The following is a 19213-nucleotide window of genomic DNA, read 5'->3' as shown; positions in this document are numbered from 1 at the left end:
ACCTCAGACAAAAGCGTTAGGGGTGAGACGCTTGGTAATCATTTCGCTGGTCGAAGCGCCGGCCGGCACCATCGGGAAGACCAGCTCTTCCTTCACCACCCGAAAGTCGATCACGACGGGCCGGTCGTTCACCTTCCAGGCCTCGTCCAGCACGGCGTCGACCTCCTCGGGCCGGGTAGCCCGCAGGCCCACGCAGTGGAATGCCTCGGCCAGCTTGACGAAGTCCGGGTTCGTGTCGGACAGGTCCGTGTGGCTGAAACGGTTTTCGTGGAACAGCTCCTGCCACTGCCGGACCATGCCCAGGAAATTGTTGTTGATGATGGCCACTTTGATGGGCAGGCGATGCGCCGCGGCCACGCCCAGCTCCTGGGCGTTCATCACGAACCCGCCGTCGCCGCTGATGCAGACCACCGGCCAGTCGCTCCGCCCGCGCAGCCCGAAGGCAGCGCCGATGGCGGCCGGCAGGGCAAAGCCCATCGTGCCCAGTCCGCCCGAAGTGATGTGCGTACGCGGGTGCAGGAAGCGGAAGTACTGGGCCGTCCACATCTGATGCTGCCCCACGTCGGAGACCACTACGGCGTGGCCGCCCGTCTTGGCGCGGATGCGTTCGATGACGTATTGCGCCCGCAGCTTGCCATCGCCTTTTTCATAGGTGAGCGGGCACTCGGCGCGCCAGTACTCGATCTTGGCCAGCCATTCTTTCGTGTCTTTGGGCTCCACCAGCGGGAGCAACTGCTCCAGCACCTCGCGCACGTCGCCCACGATAGCGCAGTCGACCGGGACGTTCTTCGAGATGCAGGACGGGTCGATGTCGATGTGGATCACCTTCGCATAGGGCGCCCAGGAATCGACGCGGCCGGTCACCCGGTCGTCGAAGCGCGCGCCCACGGCGATGATCAGGTCGGCGTGCTGTACGGCCTGGTTGGCGTACCAGGTGCCGTGCATGCCCAGCATGCCCAGCGCGAGCGGATCGTCTTCAGGGAAGGCGCCCAGCCCGTGCAGGGTCGTAGTGACCGGGATGCGGGCCTTGCGGGCCAGCCTGGTCAGCAAATCGGCCGCATTGGCGTTGATCGTGCCGCCCCCCACGTAGAGCAGCGGTCGCCGCGACGCGGCGATCAGCTCCGCCGCTTCCCGGATGCGTTCCGGATCCGGCGGCCCCGGCAGCCTGTAGCCCCGCAGGTGAACCTCCTCCGGATAGGCAAAAGGTGCCTTTGCCAGCAACACGTCTTTGGGCAGGTCCACCACCACAGGCCCCGGACGCCCCGTGCGCGCAATGTGATAGGCGGCCTTGATCGTCCAGGCCAGATCGCGCACGTCGCGCACCAGGAAGCTGTGCTTCGTGATCGAGCGCGTGATCCCGATCGTGTCGGTTTCCTGGAAGGCGTCGTTTCCGATCAGTTTGGTGGGCACCTGACCGGTGAAGACCACGATGGGCACCGAGTCCATGTAGGCGTCAGCAATGCCCGTGACCGTGTTGGTGGCCCCGGGTCCGCTGGTGACCAGTACCGTACCCACACGCCCCGTGGCCTTGGCATAGCCTTCGGCCATGTGCGTGCCGCCCTGCTCATGGCGTACAAGGATGTGCTGAAAGCGCGGCTTGAGACGGGCGATTTCGTCGTAGATGTGGATGACGGCGCCGCCGGGATGCCCGAAGACGATCTCGACGCCCTCGGCCTCCAGCGACCGTACGAAGATTTCGGCGCCGGTCACGGGTTCGGTGGATGCGGCCACAGGCTCGCCTTCGGCGCTCAGGGCCGGACGGGCAGATCGGACCAGCGGGATCGTGTCGGTACGCATGGCTACCTCACAGGCTTGGACGGTGAAAATTGGTCTGGTTTTCTGGTTCGCTCGGTCTGGCTTCCGGGGTCAATCCCCCGGCCTCAAGCTCTTCTGAACCGCCCTACCTGTGAAGTGCCAAGGGGATTGACCGCCGTGCGTATCAGCCAATAAGGCCAATAATGAGTACGAGCAGGCCAATAAGGAGCAGCGGCAGCGCCCGAAGTCGGAGGCTGCTCCCGGCTACAACCTGCTGTACTCGCGCGGTCATCCCCTGATCAAAGGGATGGGCCCACGACGTCACCAGCGCGGTCGCCTGACCGCACGCAGCCACTGTGTTCATCCGGTGACGTCCGTGTGACATAAAAACCTTTCAGCTTTTGCGTGCAACGTGTGGCCTAATTAACGCGCAAACGGCCCGGATGTCAACCGTTTCGCCGAATCAAGGCCAATCGGGCACGAGACACCCTTCAGGCAGGATCGGTAGCGCTTTTTGTTTTATTAAATAAAGAAAGATCCTGCTTTTCCAAACATTTTTTTGAATATGGATGCGCTTTCCTGCTAAAATACGGACAACACATACCGGTCAACTTCAAAAGAAAGGATTGCGTATCTTCTCCCATTTTTCACATAAATCAACGCCGCCAGAAGGTGCGCGTCAGCAGAATGAGCACGGTGAAGATCTCCAACCGGCCGATCATCATCAGCAGCGCCAGGATCCACTTGGCCAGCGCCGGCAGATGCGCGTAGTTCTCGGCCGGACCCATCGTCCCGAACGCCGGACCGATATTCCCCAGACAGGAGAGCACGGCCCCGAAGGCGCTCAGCAGGTCCACCTCCATGGCGCTCAGCGCCAGCGTCCCCATGCCCAGCAGCCCGAAGTACAGCACAAAAAACGAAAGCACATTCCGCAAAATCTCGTCGCTGACCATCCGGCCGTTGAGCCGTACAGGCACGATGGCGCGGGGATGAACCAGTTGTTTCAATTCCCGAAAGGAGTTTTTGAAGAGCAAAACGTGCCGTACCACCTTGATGCCGCCGCCCGTCGAACCGGCCATGCCGCCCACAAAAAACAGCAGAAACAACACGCCCACGGCCAGCGGCGACCATTGCTCGTAGTCGGCCGTGCCGAAACCTGTCGTTGTGATAATCGAGACGGCCTGAAAGGCACCGTGCCGCAGTGCGTCGGCCAGTTCCGCATAGGTCTGGTAGTCCTCTTCGGCGTGCAGGGGCGCCCAGATGCCCAGCGTGATCAGTACGGTGGCAACCGCTACGATCGACAGGTAGACGCGCAGCTCGGTGTCCTGCCACACCGGCCTCCACTGCCCGTGCAGCAGCCGATAGTGCAGCGCGAAGTTGGCGCCGGCCAGCAGCATGAACACGGTAATGACCCACTCCACGTAGGCCGAGCCGAACTGCCCGACCGAGCCGTTCTTCGTGGAAAAGCCGCCCGTGGCCATCGTGGCGAAGGCGTGGTTGACGGCGTCGAACCAGTCCATCGCCGGCAGCAGGAGCAGTACCTCCAGCGCCGTGATGCCCACGTAGATCAACCACAGCCGGCGGGCGGTCTCCCGCACGCGCGGCGTCAGCTTATCGGCCGTCGGGCCGGGTACCTCCGCCTTGAAGAGCTGCATGCCGCCCACGCCCAGGATGGGTAGAATGGCCAGTGTGAGCACGATGATGCCCATGCCGCCCAGCCAGTGTGCCAGGCTTCGCCAGAACAGATAGGCGCGAGGCAATGCCTCGATCTCCGGCGTGCGCTCTCCGCCCAGGATGGTAGCGCCCGTCGTGGTGAAGCCGCTCATCGTCTCGAAGAAGGCGTCCGTGTAGGAGAGCACGTCGCCCAGCACGAACGGCAGCGCTCCGAAAAGCGAGAGCACCAGCCACGCCAGCGCCACGATGGCGAACCCCTCGCGAATGCCGGGCTCGTGGGGACGGCGCCCACCGAGTATCCATAGACCACCACCCACAACTCCGGCCAGCAGGGCCGCCAGCACAAACGGCTTCCAGGCGGCTTCTTCGTAGAGCAGCGCAATGCCCGCCGGTAGCAATAGCGCAACGGCCAGGAATCCCAGCAGGGCGCCCAGGGTTGCCGCCAGCGCACGCAGATTCAACACCATGGCTCAGCGATTGTCGAACAGCCGTTCCACTTCGGCCAGCTGGTCGGGCGTCACGAACACGATCGCCCGGTCGCCCTCCTGAATTTGCGTATCGCCGGTGGCAATTTCCACCTGGCCGTTGCGCAGCAGGGCACCGATCAGTACACCCCGGGGAAGTTTCAGCGCTTTGAGGGGCTTGCGCACGATGGGTGCCCGGGGCTTGGCCTCGATTTCCAGAATCTCGGCGTTCAGCCCGTAGACGGTCGCCACGCTGAGCACATGCCGGCCGCGCAGGAAGCGCAGAATCTCGCGCGAGACGGCCAGCTTCTGGCTCACGGCCGCGTCCAGTCCGATCGCCTGGCTGATGGGCACGTAGGCCGTCTTCGAAAGCAGCGCCACGGTTTTCCGTACGCCCAGGTGCTTGGCCATCAGGCAGGTGACCAGGTTCGACTCCTCGTCGTCGGTCACGGCCACGAAGGCGTCCATTTCGCCCAGCCCTTCACTCACCAGCAGGTCGATGTCGGTCACGTCGCCGTGCAGCACGAGCACGTGCTCCAGCTCCTCGGCCAGCTGCTCGGCCTGCTCGCGATCGGGTTCGATCAACTTGATCTGGCGATTTTTCTCATCGCCGAGCTGTCGGGCCACCTGAGCGCCCACCTTGGTGCCGCCCAGGATCATGATGCGCTGGATCGGCGCCTCCAGCTTGCCCATCGCACGGGCGATCACCGGAATCTCGTCGGGGCGGGCCAGCACGAAGATCTGATCGTTGCGCTGCAGCCGTTCATCGCCATGCGGTAGAATCGTGCGAAAGCCCCGGCTGATGGCCATCACGCGGAAGCGCAGGGGGGCCAGCTCGGCGGCCAGTTCGCGGAGCGATCGGCCCAGCACGGGCGCGCCGGGGTCCAGCCGCATGCCCACCAGTTGCAGTCGGCCGTCGCAGAAGTTCAGCACGTCGGTGGCCCCGGCCCGGCGGATCAGGCGCACGATCTCGGCGGCCGTGCTTTCTTCGGGATGGATGAGCAGGTCGATGCCCAGCTCGCTGGCCTGCAGCACCGACTCGGCTCGGCCCAGCACATCGGAGCGCACGCGCGCCACCGTGGTCGGCACCCCCAGACGGTCGGCAATCATGCAGGCGATCAGGTTGACCTCGTCGATGGCGGTCACGGCAATCAGCATGTCGGCCTCGCGGATGCCGGCCGCCTCCAGCGTATGGATCGAAGTGCCGCTGCCCTGCACCGTCAGCACGTCAAGCCGCTGCGCCACCTGCTCCAGCACGGTCGGGTCGGTGTCGACCACGACCACGTCGTGCTGCTCCAGCGAAAGCGTGCGGGCCACGTCGAACCCGACCTCACCGGCGCCGATGATCACCACGCGCATGGGGTTCTTTCAGCCTGTTGTCTGGTTTTCGGGAGCTTCCGGGGGCTGCTCGTCCGAAGCCAGCGGCAACCGCAGCCAGAACGTCGTCCCGACACCTTCTTCCGACTCGAAGCCGATGGCACCCTGCAGGTCCAGCACGCACTGCCGCACGATGGCCAGCCCCAATCCGCTGCCGCCGGTTTTGGTGGAGAAATTTGGCTCAAAAATTTTCGGACGCAGCGCCTCGGGGATGCCTCGCCCGTTGTCTTCCACGGTGCTGTAGGCCCAGCGGCGCCCGCCCTCATCCACTTCCAGGCGCGTGGTAACCCGCACCCGCCCCGGCCGTTCCGGCACGAGCGCCTGTAGCGCGTTTTTGATCAGGTTGATATAGACGCGCCGTAGCTCCTCGCGATCGGCCTGCACGACGAGCGGCTCCGGGTGCAGTGCCAGCTCGATGGGCCGACCGGCTTCGGCTTCCATCAGACGGGCCGCCTCGCGGATGACTTCGTTCAGATCCACCCGTTCCAGTCGGCGCGTGGGCATGCGGGCCAGCGTCGAAAAGTCGGCGGCAATGTGCGATAGTGTGTCGATCTGTTCGATGAGCGTGGTGGTGACACGCTCGAACAGTTCGGCAAACCGGCCGGGATCGTCGCGGCGGGCAAAGGCGCGGCGCAGGTGCTGGACGGACAATTTCATGGGCGTGAGCGGGTTTTTGATCTCATGCGCCACCTGTCGGGCCATTTCGCGCCAGGCCAGCTCGCGTTCCTGGCGGGCCAGTTGCTCGCGGCTTTCTGCCAGTTGGCGGAGCATCCAGTTGAAGGTGCGGGCCAGCGCGCCCAGTTCGTCGCGCGACTCGACAGGAAGCGGTCGGTCCAGCTCGCCCCGGGCCACCGCCTGCAGTCCCTCACGGAGTCGGGCCAGCGGACGCACCAGCGCACGGGCCACCAGCCAGGCCGTCAGTAGCACCAGAAACATCAGCACCAGCAGCGCCCCGAACAGATAGGCCACGGTGCGCGCCCGTTCCTCCTCCAGCCGCTCCTGCTCGGGCAGTGCCGGGACAGCCACCACGTAGCGCGGCCGCCCTGCCTCGTCAAGCAGCGCCCGATAGCCCGTCCAGTAGGCGAATGTCCCCAGGCGCTCGGGCACAAAGGCCGACCGCTGTGCCCGACAGTAAAGCGCCTCGTAGGCAGCAACGGGCATCAGCGGTTCGATCAGCCGTTCGCGCACCAGCCGGGGACGTGTGGTGGCGATGAGCTGCCCGCCCCGGTAGAGCTGCAGGTCCAGCCCGGTGCGGCGGGCGATCGAATCGAGTGGAACGCGGTCCAGCACCTGGTAAGGCAGCTCGCCCGGACGGGCCGCCTGGCTCAACGTGCGCTCGACGCGGTCCAGGTACTGACGCAGCCAGGCCTGCACGGCCCGCTGACTTTCGGCCTCCAGCACACGCACACCGACCACGCCCACGACGACCACCGCCACGAAGCCCACCCCGACCAGCGCATTGAGCACACGATCCTGAAAGCGGGCTTCGAGAAGCGGAAGCCATCCCCTGCGCCAGCGATAGATCAGCCCGCCCGCATACACCACCAGCATCAGCAGCAGGCCGGTCAGCGTCAGGCGTAGCAGGTAGTACAGGTGGTCGAAAAGCGATAGCGCGGGAAGACGGGCCGCGTGTACGACCTGGGCCGCATCGTCCACGCGCCGGTAGCAGGTCAGGTAGGTATGCGCGTTTTCGGTCTCGTAGCGCCACAGCACCGGTTGCTGCCGGAGCCGGCGCGTTACCGTCGGATCGAGCCGATAGCGGACGAAGGCCTGTCCCTGACTGCGCACCAGCACCCCTTCGCGAAACTCGGCCAGCGACAGCCCTTCATGCAGCATCCCGGTCACGCCGGCCGGTACCAGCACGCGTGGAAACGGGGTCTCGGCGCCGTAGAGCGGGCTGATCGGCTCGGCCCGGACCATGACCCACCCGGCCACACGGCCATCGTCGCGGCGTACCATGGTGAAGCCGGCATATTGCAGCCGGCCCGGCTCACGCCGCCCGCTCAGTTGCCTGATGAATGGCAACCGGCCTTCAGAGCGGCGGAACGCCTGCCAGAGCATCGCAAACTCGGCGGCATCCTGTGCCAGTGCCTCCGACCCAGAAGCGATCGGACTCCCTTCATAGCGGCCGACCGGCCGGCGGGCCCGATCGAAAAAGGTCAGGTTCACCTCGTAGGTCCCTGTCAGCGACGAGAGCAGCGAGCCGCGCAGCAACGCGTCGGCCAGCGAGTCGAGCCGAACCGAATCCGGATCGGTGGTCAGCAACACACTCAGCAGGCTGTCGGTCGCCAGCTCCTGCAGCGCCTGCTCGATGGCAAAGACGAGCCGGGGGTCCTGTCCCTGCCCGAACTGGTCCAGGGCCCGTTCCATTTGCAGGCGACGCTGCGCATCCAGCGCTGCCTGCAGCATCGGATACAGCAGCAGGCTGAGCACAAAGGGGACGGGTAGCAGCGCACGGAGCGTCAGCCAGCTTCCGGTCCGCGGCCACCGCACTTTCCAGCACGAAGCGGCCAGTCCGGCCCCCACCAGTACCAGCGCGACCGGCCACGGCACCATCCGATCGAGCGGCATCAACCCGTAAGCAATGCCCAAGACGGCAAGTGCCGACCCGAGGGCCAATCCCAGCCGGGCATGCCACGCTTCAGGGCCAGTGCCACCGAACCACCCTGTCGCCCGACCCAGCGCCGCCAGCAACACCAGCAGCGCCAGCAACAGTACCAGCAGCCCGGCCCAGACCAGCAGCACGAGCCGGGGCGGAAACAGGCCAGTTCGGGCCAGATAGTCGAGCGTACTGTCGAGCACGCTGTGCCGCACCACCAGCCCCAGCAGCACCACCGGCCCCAGCATGAGCAGGGCGGCCACCAGCCGAACGCCCACCGCGCGTAGCGGGTGGCCGGGAGTTGTGTCGGACGTGTTACGCCGGCATTCGGCCACTACCCGCCATATCCCCAGCGCGAACCCCAGTGCAAAGAGTGCCGTCAGGAGCAGGTCGCCGATGGAGCGCATCAATCCCCCGCCGAAGGCCGAGGCCAGATGAGCCGGATCGAAAAGCGGCGCCAGCGGCGTGCGTCCGCGCTGCCAGCGGTTGGGTACGTCCAGCACCAGGAGCAGGTAGCGCGCGCCCCACCAGGCCAGTCCTACCAGTGCGGCGTGTCTCAGCAAGCGTTGCGGACTACTACGCGCGGCCCACATCCACCGGATCATCCCGATCAACGCCCAGATGAGCAGCGCCGTGGCCCACAGCGCCAGGAGATGATCCATGCGTCGCGCCGCATCCCGGAGCACCTGGCCAGGCGAGGGGATACCCAGCAGCAGCGTGCCCAGTTGTCCGTTCAGCGCCCGTAGCGTGTATGCGGCCTGTCCGTCGGCGGACGTCGTCTGTCCCGGCAACAGGAGCTGCACCGTAACGCCCAGCTCGCGCTCCCACAGACGGAGCTGATTGTACGTGTCGAGATAGAGATTATCGACGGGCATCTGCCAGCGAAGCAGTTCCAGCACCCGAACAGCTCCAAGGGCATGTCCCTCCGCGTCGACCACCGGATGCCAGAGGCTGAGTGCCAGCCGCCAGGGTGGATCGTCCACCAGTTCCACCTGCACCTGCCGCAGAAAGGCCTCCGTGTTGGGGATGGTCCCGACCGGCAGGGTCACACCGGCCCAGGCCAGGCGCCGGGGCACCACATCGTAGATCTCAATGCCCCACCGTTCAGGTAACGATTGGCGGGCCAGCAGTGCCACCAGCGCTTCGGGACATGCCTCGCCCTCCTGCCGACGGAGCGCCTGCAAGGCATGCCGAACCGTCTCGTGCTGCGCCAGCCGCCGGGCCTCGGCCAGCAGGCGCTGTTGCCGGGCCATCAGATCGGCCTCGATGCGGGCGGCCATGCGGTCCAGTTGCGCCTGCCGCGCCGACTCCACATGGCGTTCGAGCCAGGCCAGCCGCAGCACGCGAAACACCCCGGTGCCCAGCAGGAGTCCCAGCAGCAGCAGGCCAACCTGCCAGTAGCGACGGGACCATCGGGGAATGTGCCGGGCAACCATGGTGCACCTGCCCCGCTATCGCCGCGGGCGGCCGGCCGTTACCCGCAGCTCATGAAGCCTCCACGTGCCTGCCTCATGATGTAGCCGCATGTACACCTGAAAGGGCGCAGCCGCCCGTGCATACCAGTAGCGTCCGACCAGAAACCGATGGGGCTCCAGCAGTCGGTCTTCGTCGAGTTCGACGCGCAGCGGCGGGTAGGCCTGGAAAAAGTCCATCAGGACATAGCGGGCCTGCATGCGGCTGTAGAGCTGTCCTCTGCCCAGCAGGGCCAGCTCCACCTGGGGCGGTGCCTGCTCCAGCAATCGGGCGGCATCGCCTCGTGCCAGCGCTTCGACCAGCACCTGGCGCAGCGAATCGGCCGGTTGCGCCCTGCCCACCACCGCACCCATCAGCCACAGCGCCAGGATGCAAAGCCCGGTGCAAAGCCATCGCATGCTGCCGGATGCTGCCGGATGTTCCGCCCGCATTTGCATTTACACCAGCCGGTATGGAATCTTTTCTTCGCCGTTCAGCACGGCCAGCACCGCCTCGGCGCAGGCTCGCGCCATGGCCGTTCGCGCCTCGACCGTCGCGCTACCCAGGTGCGGCGCCAGCACGACCCGATCGCTCCGCAACAGCGCCGGGTGCACCCGGGGTTCGTGCTCGAACACATCGAGCGCCGCCCCGGCAATCTGGCCCTGTTCCAGTGCTTCGACCAGCGCTTCTTCGTCCACGATCGGTCCCCGCGCGGTGTTCACCAGCACGGCCGTCGGCTTCATCTTCGCAAAGGCGGCGCGATCGAACAGGTGATAGCTCTCTTTATTGAGCGGACAGTGTATGGAAATCACGTCACTGGTGCGAAGCAGTTCGTCGAACGACACGTAGCGGGCGCAGCTCTGGCGCTCAATGGTCGGGTTGGCCGGCCGCCGGTTGTAATAGACAACGCGCATGCCAAAGCCGAGCGCCCGGCGGGCGACGGCGCTCCCGATGCGGCCCAGTCCCACGATGCCCAGCACCTTGTCGCGCAGATCGTGCCCCAGAAGCAGCTTCGTCTCCCAGCGCTTGAAATGGCCCTCCCGCACATAGCGATCCGCCTCGCGCACCCGACGTACCAGCGCCAGCAGCAGGGCAAACGTAAAATCGGCCGTGGCGTCGGTCAGCACCCCGGGCGTGTGCGTGACCACGATGCCGCGCGCGCGAGCTGCTTCCAGATCGATGTTTTCATAGCCCACGGCATGCTGGGCCACGATGCGCAGCTTCGGACAGTTTTCCAGCACGCGCGCCGTGACCGGATCCGAGGGCATGGTGATCAATGCGTCGGCCTCCCGGGCTGCTTCGATCAGCGCATCTTCGTCCAGGGGCTGCTCCGGGTCCGGATCGAGGATCTCAACCTGATGGCCGTTTTCAAACAGCGGACGAAGCCCTTCTTCCATGACGGGTCGCGTGACAACAATGCGTGCCATAGGCCTGTCTGTGTTCGATGGTGGAGAGTTACTTCAGCCAGATGCGGGTCACACCGGGGCCGCCCTGCTCCCACGGGGCATCTTCAAAGCGCTCCACCTCGGGACGGCCCTGCAGATAAGAGCGAATGGCCTGCCGCAGGGCGCCGGTACCCTTGCCGTGCAGCACTTCCACCTCGCGCACGCCACCGGCCACCGCCTCGTCGATGAGTCGCTCGACCGCCTGCAACGCCTCATCCACCCGATAGCCGCGCACGTCGATGCGCGTGCGGGCCTGAAGGGCCGGAAGCGTCGCACCTGTGGCCGTACGCCGCTGCGCACGCCGCGCCGCCCGGTTCAGCCGCCGCAGCCGGCTCACCGGCACGCGCATTTTCAGCGAGCCCACGGCGATCAGTGCCTCGTCGTCCTCCAGCGCCAGCACCTCGGCCGGCGTGCCGCCCTCGTCGAGCACCACCTGATCGCCCACGGCCAGCGTCGGACGCGGCTCCTCGGCGGCCGATGGCTTCGGACGAGCCCGGCGCCGCTGCTCGTGCAGGCGACGGCGGAAACGCTCCAGCGCCTCTCGCGCTGCCCGGGTGGCCTCCCGCTCGGCCTGCGCCTCTTTGATTTCCCGGATGGTTCGTTCGATACGCGCGTTGGCCTCTTTCAACAACTGTTCGGCCTCCTCCAGAGCGCGCTGCCGGATCGCCTCCGTCTCGGCTTCGAGTTGCGCCCGACGCGCCTCGTATTCGCGCCGGAGCTGCTCCAGACGTGCCTGCTCTTCGGTCAGCGCTGCCAGCCGGGCTTCCAGCTCCTGGTTGCGCGCCTCCAGCGTCCGCACAAGCGCCTCCAACGCCACCTGCTGCCGACCCACGAGCGCCTGCGCCCGCGCCAGCACCGGTTCGGGAATCCCCATGCGCCGGGCGATCTCGAAGGCATAGGATGAACCGGGCACTCCGAGCTGGAAGCGATACGTCGGGCTGAGGGTGGCCTGGTCGAACTGCATGGAGCCGTTTTCGACGCCTTCGGTCTCGTAGGCGAAGACCTTGAGCGCGCCGTGGTGGGTCGTGGCGATCGTGCGTGCGCCGCGCCGCGTCAGCTCTTCGAGAATGGCCTGCGCCAGCGCCGCCCCTTCGTCCGGATCGGTCCCCGTCCCCGCCTCGTCGATCAGAATGAGCGTGCGCGCGTCGGCCCGGGCCAGCATGTAGGCCATGTGCGTCATGTGCGCGCTGAAGGTGGACAGGTCGGCCTCGACGGACTGCTCATCGCCGATGTCGATCAGCAATTGATCGAAGAGCGACACGTGCGAGGCCGGATCGGCGGGGATGGGAAGCCCGCAGGCCAGCATCAGCACCAGCAGGCCGACAGTTTTCATGGCGACGGTCTTGCCGCCTGCGTTCGGGCCGGTGATGATCAGCGTGTGGAAAGTGCGGCCCAGCGTCAGGTCGAGCGGTACGACTTCGCGCACTTCACCGGTGGTCTCCTGCAGGCGCCGGAAGTGCAGCACAAGGACCGGGTTGCGGGCGTGCTTCAGCTCGATCACGCCATCGGCGGCCACCTCGGGCACATGGGCGTCCATCAGTTCGGCCAGCCGCGCCTTGGCCTGCAGCAGATCGAAGTGGCCCAGCACTTCGAGCGAAGCCTTCAGCGCAGAAAGATGCGGACGGAGCCAGCCAGTAGCCTCGCGCAGGATGCGGTCGATTTCGCGCAGCTCGGCCAGCTCCAGCTCGCGCACCGCGTTGTTCAGCTCCAGACAGGAGGCCGGCTCGATGTAGACCGTCTGCCCGGAGGCCGAGGTGTCGTGCACGAAGCCCGGTACCTTGCGGCGCGCCTCGGCCCGCACGGGAATCACCATGCGGCCGTTGCGAATGGTGGGCTGGTCTTCCGTCGCGTAGCCCTGCCGGATGGCGTCGCGGAGCGCTTCGAGCAGTGCTTCGCGCAGGCGCTGGCGCTGCAGGGCCAGCTGGCGGCGGAGCCGCTGCAGTTCCGGCGAAGCGTCGTCGCGCACCTGGCCATCCTCATCGACCACGGCAGCCAGCCGCTGCTCCAGCTCCGGAAGCGGCGTCAGGCGTTCGGCCAGGGCGGCCAGCGCCGGATACTTGCTCCGCCGCTCGCGGAAGTAGCGGGCCAGCAGGCGCACCGTCATCAGCACACGGCGCACGGCCTCCAGCGCCTCGCCTTCGAGGCGGGCCCCTTCGGGTGCAGCCTGCACCAGCCAGGGCCGTAGATCGATCAGGTTTTCGAGCGGAACAGGATCGTCGAAACGCAACGCCTGCTGCAACTCCTCGACACGGGCCAGCTCGGCCCTGACCGCCTCCAGATCCCGCAGCGGCCGGAGCTGCGCGACGGCTTCGGCGCCCAGCGGACTGCGCGTCTGCGCCTTCAGCGCTTCGCGCACCACGTCGAAGCCCAGCCGCGTCTCAAGCGTGTCGGGATAGCCGTGCAGCGTTGCGTCGGTGGGGCTCATCGGACCGTCGAATGGTCGCCAATGTTGAGGCGTTGCGGCTGACCGCGCACCTCGGCATGCTGGCCCACCAGCGAGTCGGCCAGCACGGCGCCTTCAACGCGCGCATGGGCAAACAGGATGCTGTCGCGTACCACCGCACCGCGCACTTCGGCACCGGCCTCGATCGACACATTGGGCCCGACGACGGAATCGACTACACGCGCGCCGGGTCCCACGTACACCGGCTCGTGTACGATGCTGTTCTCCACCGTACCCTGCCGCAGCGTGTCCCGTTCTTTGTGCAGGAAGTAGCGCGTCGTTTCCATGAGCGCCTCGATGGTACCGCAGTCGAGCCATTCGGTAACGGTCGCCGTCTTGAAGACGTAGCCGTCCTTCAGCATGCGGTCGAAGGCGTCCGTCAGTTGAAACTCGCCCCCGTGGCCGCGGATGTCCTGGTCGATGAGCTGCTGGATGTAGCGGCGCAGCACGGCCAGATCCCGTACGTAGTAGATGCCGATCAGCGCTTCGTTGGAAATGGGTTCCGAAGGCTTTTCGACAAGCGCCACCACCCGATCGCCTTCGCGCACCGCCACCCCGAAGCGCCGCGGATCGTCCACTTCTTTGACCCACATGACCACGTCGGCCCCTTCCAGATCGATGCCGGGCTCCATTTCGAAAAGCGTGTCGGCAAACACCACGATGCCCTCGCCCTCCAGATGATCGCCCGCGCAGTAGACGGCATGCGCCGTGCCCTCGGCCACGGGCTGCACGGCAAAGTGTGCGGTCATGTGGTGCCGGGCGCAGATGTCCCGGAGCTGCGCCCGAATCTCCTCGCCGAAGTCCGGTCCGAGCACGAAGACCCCGGTGTCCAGATGGCGCGGCAACACCCGGTTGAACGTGTCCACGATGCGCTCCACCATGCTTTTGCCTTTGACGGGAAGGAGCGGCTTGGGCGTCACATGCGAATGGGGACGCACGCGGGTCCCCCGTCCGGCCATGGGAATGATCAGCTTCATGGTACCTGTTGCCTTCGTTGATGCGCAAACCTGGCCTCAAAGATAGGACACTGACCGCTGGAATGTGCGACCTCTGTGCAATTTCAATCGGAGTATCTGTGCAAAATATTCGCGCTCTTCCAGGCTTAAAGCCTTCGGCATTGAACTTGAGGAAGAAGGAAGGGGTATGAATTTGCAAAACCAAAGCTGAAACAGCGATGCGAACCACTGGAGCGATCTTTTTCATGCTGGCGCTGCTGCTGGCCGGCTGTGCCCGGCTGAGCAATATGGAGAAAGGCGCTGCCGTCGGGGCCGGCGCCGGAGCCGTGGTCGGCGGCGCCATCGGCAAGGCGACGGGCAACACGGCCCGCGGCGCCATTCTGGGCGCCATCGTGGGCGGCACGGCGGGGGCCATCATCGGCCAGCGCATGGACCGTCAGGCCGCCGAAATGCAGCAGGAGCTGCCGGACGCCCGCATCGAACGCGTCGGTGAGGGCATCCTGGTCACCTTCGACTCGGGCATCCTGTTCGACTTCGACTCGGCCACGCTGCGCCCGGAAGCTCGCGAGAAACTCCGCCGCCTGGCCGAAAGCCTGAAAAAGTATCCCGAAACCGAAGTGCTCATCGTGGGCCACACCGACAGCACCGGTCCCGAGGAATACAACCAGCGCCTTTCGGAGCGACGCGCCGAGGCGGCCGCCGCCTTTCTGATGCAGCAGGGCATCCGTCCCAGCCGCATCCGCACGATGGGGAAGGGCGAAACCGAACCCATCGCTTCCAACGCCACCGAAGAGGGGCGTCAGCTTAACCGCCGCGTCGAAATCGCGATTTTTGCCAGTGAGGCCTACCGGAAAGAGCTGCAACAGTCGTACTGAGGAACCATGGACAAGCCGTTTCCGCTGTCACGAACCGACGGACACGCCCGCCATCCGCTCAGCAAGCTCTCGGAAGCCGAAGCGCTGGCCTGGCAGCAGCGTCAGATCAAAGACCTCTGGCGCATTTTCCGGATCATGTCGGAATTCGTCGAGGGCTTCGAGACGCTCTCGCGCATCGGCCCGTGCGTGTCGATCTTCGGCTCGGCACGCACACCCCGCGGTCATCGTTACTACCGGATGGCCGAGGCTGTGGGCCGCTGTCTGGTCAAGCACGGCTTCGGGGTCATCACCGGCGGCGGTCCCGGCATCATGGAGGCCGCCAATAAAGGCGCCAAGGAGGCCGGCGGCGTATCGGTGGGGCTGAACATTGTCATCCCGCACGAGCAGGAGAGCAACCCCTACATCGACCGCGACAAGCTGATCAACTTCGACTTTTTCTTCGTGCGGAAGGTGATGTTCGTCAAGTACGCGCAGGGCTTCATCGTGCTGCCCGGCGGATTCGGCACGATGGACGAGCTGTTCGAGGCGCTGACGCTCATTCAGACCGGCAAGGCCTCCCGCTTCCCGGTTATCCTGATGGGCACCGACTACTGGAGCGGCCTTCTCGACTGGCTTCGCAACGAGATGCTGGCCGCCGGCAATATCTCGCCTGAAGATCTGGAGCTGTTCATGCTCACAGATGAGCCAGAAGAGGCGGCCGAGATTATCGAAACCTTCTACCGGGAACGTGCGCTCGGACCTAACTTTTAGCGCTGTGTAGTTTTCGTGAAAAACCGGTTATCTTTCTTTTTACCGCTGGAACTTGTATCTTTAAGCCTTGTCTTCAAAGGCGACCTGGCCGCAAGTTTCGAATTTCCAAAACACTCCAACCAGAGAGCGATGATGCAGAAAGGAAGCATGCGCGCGGTTCTTCTGCTGGGCATGGCCCTGCTGGCCGTCGTGTTGACCCCTGTGACCACCCGCGCCCAGCAGGCGGACGAGTACAAGAAGGTTTTCAATCAGGCGCTCGAAGACGCCAAGGCCAAGCAGTATCAGAAGGCGTACGAGGGCTTTCTGAAGGCGGCGGAGATGGCCAAACAGGCCAACGATGAAGAGGTCGCTCAGAAAGCGCTGCGCATTGTGGCCCAGCTCGACTACAACTTCGGCCTCCGGGCCTATCGCAACGAGCAGTACGACAAGGCGCTGGAGCATTACACAAAAGGGATCGAGCACGACCCGTCCTATCCGAAGAATTACCTGGGCAAGGGGCTGGCGCTGCTCAAGCTCAACCGCATTGACGAGGGGCTCGAAACGCTGAAGCAGGCGCTGGCCGTCAGCAAGGAGGCCCAGGATCGCCAAACGCTGCAGGCCGCCGAAAAAGCCATTCGGGACCATTACCTCTATCTGGCCTCCAGCACACTGGCCCGCAACGGCGGCAATCCGAATCCCTCAGACGCTCGTGAGGCCATCGGCTACCTGGACGAACTGCTGCAGATCGAGGACGTCTCGCCCGATGCCGATGTGTACTACTACTATGCCGAGGCGCTGAAGACGCTGGGAGAGTATCAGAAGTCCGTGGAAATGGCCCAGAAGGCGCTGGAGCTGCACCGGGGTAGCCGCACGGACAAAGCCAAGATCTACTTCGTGATGGGCGAGGCCTACATGCTGATGGGCGACAAGGAAAAAGCCCGCGAGGCCTTCAGCAACGCGCTCTACGGTAGCTACAAGGCGCCGGCCGAGCACTACCTGTCGCAGCTCTCCTCGTCGCGATAAGTCTTGCCGGTATGCTGACCGAAAGGCCCGCCACGATGGCGGGCCTTTCGCTTTTTCAGGTGGCCCGGCGGGCCAGGTAGATCAGCACGATCAGAAGCACCGCCGGAACCAGCACGCTGGCAATCGGAAGCCACTCCAGCCCGGTCGGCATGGAGACCGGCCCCTGCAACAGGTTCATCATGGCATAACGCGCCTGGTTTTCGGATTGCTTTCCCTACGAAACTTCCCCGCGCCGAGTTCTGGCGTTTCGTATCTTGCTTTTGTTGTAACCAACCCGTCAAAACGACATGGCGGAAGCACCCCCTGGGCTGCAGATGGTCGATCTGGTGGGCCAGTACCGGGCCATCCGCGAAGAAATCCTTGCGGCCATCGAAGAAGTGCTGGAAAGCGGTCAGTTCATCCGGGGGCCGGTCGTGGCCCGCCTCGAAGAGGAGCTGGCGTCCTATCTGGGCTGCCGCTTCGCGCTGGGCGTGGGCAACGGCACCGATGCGCTGCAACTGGCCTACATGGCGCTGGGCCTGAAGCCGGGCGACGAAGTGATCGTGCCGGCCTTTACGTTCGTGGCCACGGCCGAGGCGGCGGCCCTGCTGGGCATCCGGCCGGTCTTCGCCGACATCGATCCCAGGACGTTCAACCTGGACCCGGCCAGCGTCGAAGCCCGGATTTCGCCCCGCACCCGCGCCATCGTGCCCGTCCATCTGTTCGGCCAGGCGGCCGATCTGGCACCGCTGCTGGAGCTGGCCGAACGCCACCGGCTGTTCGTCATCGAAGACAACGCCCAGGCCATCGGCGCCATCTACCGGGACCGCAAGACCGGCACCTTCGGCCATATCGGCTGCCTGTCGTTCTTTCCGTCCAAAAATCTGGGAGCCTACGGCGACGGCGGGGCCGTGCTCACCGACGATCCTGCCCTGCACGAGCGGCTGTCGATGCTGGCCAACCACGGCGCCCGGCGCAAGTATTACCACGAACTGATCGGCGTCAACAGCCGGCTCGATGCGCTGCAGGCGGCCATTCTGCGCGTCAAGCTACGCCATCTGGACGCCTACACGCGGGCGCGTCAGGAAGCCGCCGCCCGGTACGATGCACTGCTGGCCGACTGTCCGGGCCTGACGCTGCCCTACCGCGCTCCGAAACGCACGCACGTTTTCCACCAGTACACGATTCGCGTTCACCCGGACGTGCCCGGCGGCCGCGACGGGCTTCAGCGCTATCTACAGCAGCGCGGCATTCCCACAGCCATCTACTACCCGGTGCCCCTGCACCAGCTGCCGGCCTTTGCGGACTTCGGTCCGCACGATACGCTTCCGGAAGCAGAAAAAGCCGCCCGCGAAGTGCTCTCACTGCCCATGCACACCGAGCTGACGCCGGAGCAGCAGGCCTACATTGCCGATGCCATCCGCACCTACGTGGAAACGGCGCAGCGCACGGGTCGGCCGCTCGAAGCCTGAAGCGTCAATCGGCGGCTTCGGGCATGCCGGCCAGCAGGTAGAGCACGGCCATGCGCACGGCCACGCCGTTGGTGACCTGGTTCAGGATAATGGCCCGTTCGTGATCGACGACCTCGCTGGCCAGTTCGACGCCCCGGTTGACGGGTCCCGGATGCATGACGAGCAGGTCCGGGTAGCGCTCCAGATGCTCCAGCTTGATGCCGTAGCGTTCGTGGTACTCGCGCAGGCTGGGAAACAGGCCGGCCGTCTGACGCTCGAGCTGCAGCCGCAGCGCCATGGCCACATCGCAGCCCTCCAGCGCCTCTTCCAGCCGGTAGGTGACGCGCACGCCCAGCTCCTCGATACCCACCGGCATGAGCGTACGCGGCCCGCAGAGCGTCACGTTGGCTCCCAGCGCCTTCAGGCCGTAGATGTTGGAGCGGGCCACCCGGCTGTGCGTGATGTCGCCGATGATCGAGACGTTCAGCCCCTCGAACGAGGGGAAGTAGTCCGAGATAGTCAGCAAATCCAGCAGCGCCTGCGTCGGGTGCTCGTGGGCGCCGTCGCCGGCGTTGATGACGACGGCGTCGATGCAGCGCGTGAGAAAATGGGCCGCCCCCGGCGAGCGATGCCGGATGACGACCATGTCGATCTTCATGGCCTCCAGGTTGCGGGCCGTGTCTTTGAGCGTTTCGCCCTTGACCACCGACGAGCCCGCCGCCGAGAAGTTGACCACGTCGGCCGACAGGCGCTTTTCGGCCAGCTCGAAGGAGATGCGCGTGCGCGTGGACGGCTCGAAAAACAGGTTGACCACCGTCACGCCCCGAAGCGTGGGCACACGCCGGATGGGGCGTTCGAGCACCTCCCGGAACTGGCGGGCCGTCTGCAGAATGAGCTGGATCTCCTCGGCGGAATAGGTGGCCAACCCCAGCAGGTGTCGGTGCCGGAGCCGGCCCTGAAGCGGCGTATCGGCTGACGTACTCATGTTCGG

General features: G+C 65.4%; 14 protein-coding genes. 4 read left to right on the top strand and 10 right to left on the bottom strand.

Going from position 1 to position 19213, the window contains the following annotated elements; all coding sequences use genetic code 11:
- Positions 1-3: 3 nt before the first annotated feature.
- The 8 genes from ilvB to GYH26_RS03820 all read right to left on the bottom strand — a co-directional run bounded on the left by ilvB (position 4) and on the right by GYH26_RS03820 (position 14186).
- Positions 4-1797, bottom strand: a complete 1794-nt coding sequence (ilvB, locus tag GYH26_RS03855) for a biosynthetic-type acetolactate synthase large subunit (protein ID WP_161540560.1) — start codon at positions 1795-1797, stop codon at positions 4-6.
- 614 nt (positions 1798-2411) lie between these two features.
- The gene (locus tag GYH26_RS03850) at positions 2412-3896 is read right to left on the bottom strand and encodes a TrkH family potassium uptake protein (protein WP_161540559.1); all 1485 of its coding nucleotides are present in this window, start codon (positions 3894-3896) and stop codon (positions 2412-2414) included.
- 3 nt (positions 3897-3899) lie between these two features.
- Positions 3900-5252, bottom strand: a complete 1353-nt coding sequence (gene trkA / locus GYH26_RS03845; RefSeq protein ID WP_161540558.1) for a Trk system potassium transporter TrkA — start codon at positions 5250-5252, stop codon at positions 3900-3902.
- 9 nt (positions 5253-5261) lie between these two features.
- A complete protein-coding gene (locus GYH26_RS03840) occupies positions 5262-9305 on the bottom strand; it encodes an ATP-binding protein (RefSeq protein ID WP_161540557.1) in 4044 nt (1347 codons plus the stop codon).
- Positions 9306-9320: 15 nt separating this feature from the next.
- Complete coding sequence (locus GYH26_RS03835; RefSeq protein WP_161540556.1) at positions 9321-9740, bottom strand: DUF4783 domain-containing protein; 420 nt, start codon at positions 9738-9740, stop codon at positions 9321-9323.
- Positions 9741-9779: 39 nt separating this feature from the next.
- Positions 9780-10748: a 2-hydroxyacid dehydrogenase gene (locus tag GYH26_RS03830; RefSeq protein WP_161540555.1), complete on the bottom strand. Its 969-nt coding sequence runs from the start codon at positions 10746-10748 to the stop codon at positions 9780-9782.
- 28 nt (positions 10749-10776) lie between these two features.
- A complete protein-coding gene (locus GYH26_RS03825; protein ID WP_161540554.1) occupies positions 10777-13191 on the bottom strand; it encodes an endonuclease MutS2 in 2415 nt (804 codons plus the stop codon).
- Positions 13188-14186: a sugar phosphate nucleotidyltransferase gene (locus GYH26_RS03820; RefSeq protein WP_161540553.1), complete on the bottom strand. Its 999-nt coding sequence runs from the start codon at positions 14184-14186 to the stop codon at positions 13188-13190. The genes GYH26_RS03825 and GYH26_RS03820 overlap by 4 nt, the downstream gene beginning before the upstream one ends.
- Before the next feature lie 197 nt (positions 14187-14383).
- Between GYH26_RS03820 and GYH26_RS03815 the strand changes: the two genes are divergently transcribed.
- The 3 genes from GYH26_RS03815 (at position 14384) to GYH26_RS03805 (ending at position 16792) form a co-directional block, all read left to right on the top strand.
- Positions 14384-15040, top strand: a complete 657-nt coding sequence (locus GYH26_RS03815) for an OmpA family protein (RefSeq protein ID WP_161540552.1) — start codon at positions 14384-14386, stop codon at positions 15038-15040.
- 6 nt (positions 15041-15046) lie between these two features.
- Positions 15047-15790: a TIGR00730 family Rossman fold protein gene (locus GYH26_RS03810; RefSeq protein WP_161540551.1), complete on the top strand. Its 744-nt coding sequence runs from the start codon at positions 15047-15049 to the stop codon at positions 15788-15790.
- Positions 15791-15937: 147 nt separating this feature from the next.
- The gene (locus GYH26_RS03805) at positions 15938-16792 is read left to right on the top strand and encodes a tetratricopeptide repeat protein (protein WP_242006580.1); all 855 of its coding nucleotides are present in this window, start codon (positions 15938-15940) and stop codon (positions 16790-16792) included.
- Positions 16793-16847: 55 nt separating this feature from the next.
- On the opposite strand, the gene GYH26_RS15335 is transcribed toward GYH26_RS03805, so the two are convergent.
- Positions 16848-16973, bottom strand: a complete 126-nt coding sequence (locus tag GYH26_RS15335; protein ID WP_014067656.1) for a hypothetical protein — start codon at positions 16971-16973, stop codon at positions 16848-16850.
- A 106-nt stretch (positions 16974-17079) separates the two neighbouring features.
- On the opposite strand from GYH26_RS15335, the gene GYH26_RS03800 reads away from it, so the two are divergent.
- On the top strand, positions 17080-18243 hold the full coding sequence (locus GYH26_RS03800; RefSeq protein ID WP_014067657.1) for a DegT/DnrJ/EryC1/StrS family aminotransferase: 1164 nt from the start codon (positions 17080-17082) through the stop codon (positions 18241-18243).
- Between the two features lie 4 nt (positions 18244-18247).
- On the opposite strand, the gene GYH26_RS03795 is transcribed toward GYH26_RS03800, so the two are convergent.
- Positions 18248-19207, bottom strand: coding sequence for an aspartate carbamoyltransferase catalytic subunit (locus GYH26_RS03795; RefSeq protein WP_161540549.1), 960 nt, complete (start codon positions 19205-19207; stop codon positions 18248-18250).
- Positions 19208-19213 lie beyond the last annotated feature (6 nt).

This window comes from Rhodothermus marinus, assembly GCF_009936275.1.
GTDB classification, from domain to species: domain Bacteria; phylum Bacteroidota; class Rhodothermia; order Rhodothermales; family Rhodothermaceae; genus Rhodothermus; species Rhodothermus marinus_A.
Note: the sequence above shows the minus strand (reverse complement) of the source record. Positions and strands in the feature narration are given on the sequence as shown.

Bases quoted from the DNA above. Each gene is read 5' to 3' on its own strand.
- GYH26_RS03835 (WP_161540556.1), bottom strand. From the start codon at position 9,740: ATGCGATGGCTTTGCACCGGGCTTTGCATCCTGGCGCTGTGGCTGATG.
- GYH26_RS03840 (WP_161540557.1), bottom strand. From the start codon at position 9,305: ATGGTTGCCCGGCACATTCCCCGATGGTCCCGTCGCTACTGGCAGGTT.
- GYH26_RS03800 (WP_014067657.1), top strand. From the start codon at position 17,080: ATGGCGGAAGCACCCCCTGGGCTGCAGATGGTCGATCTGGTGGGCCAG.
- ilvB (WP_161540560.1), bottom strand. From the start codon at position 1,797: ATGCGTACCGACACGATCCCGCTGGTCCGATCTGCCCGTCCGGCCCTG.
- GYH26_RS03825 (WP_161540554.1), bottom strand. From the start codon at position 13,191: ATGAGCCCCACCGACGCAACGCTGCACGGCTATCCCGACACGCTTGAG.
- GYH26_RS03795 (WP_161540549.1), bottom strand. From the start codon at position 19,207: ATGAGTACGTCAGCCGATACGCCGCTTCAGGGCCGGCTCCGGCACCGA.
- GYH26_RS03810 (WP_161540551.1), top strand. From the start codon at position 15,047: ATGGACAAGCCGTTTCCGCTGTCACGAACCGACGGACACGCCCGCCAT.
- GYH26_RS03815 (WP_161540552.1), top strand. From the start codon at position 14,384: ATGCGAACCACTGGAGCGATCTTTTTCATGCTGGCGCTGCTGCTGGCC.
- GYH26_RS15335 (WP_014067656.1), bottom strand. From the start codon at position 16,973: ATGATGAACCTGTTGCAGGGGCCGGTCTCCATGCCGACCGGGCTGGAG.
- GYH26_RS03850 (WP_161540559.1), bottom strand. From the start codon at position 3,896: ATGGTGTTGAATCTGCGTGCGCTGGCGGCAACCCTGGGCGCCCTGCTG.
- GYH26_RS03830 (WP_161540555.1), bottom strand. From the start codon at position 10,748: ATGGCACGCATTGTTGTCACGCGACCCGTCATGGAAGAAGGGCTTCGT.
- GYH26_RS03805 (WP_242006580.1), top strand. From the start codon at position 15,938: ATGCGCGCGGTTCTTCTGCTGGGCATGGCCCTGCTGGCCGTCGTGTTG.
- trkA (WP_161540558.1), bottom strand. From the start codon at position 5,252: ATGCGCGTGGTGATCATCGGCGCCGGTGAGGTCGGGTTCGACGTGGCC.
- GYH26_RS03820 (WP_161540553.1), bottom strand. From the start codon at position 14,186: ATGAAGCTGATCATTCCCATGGCCGGACGGGGGACCCGCGTGCGTCCC.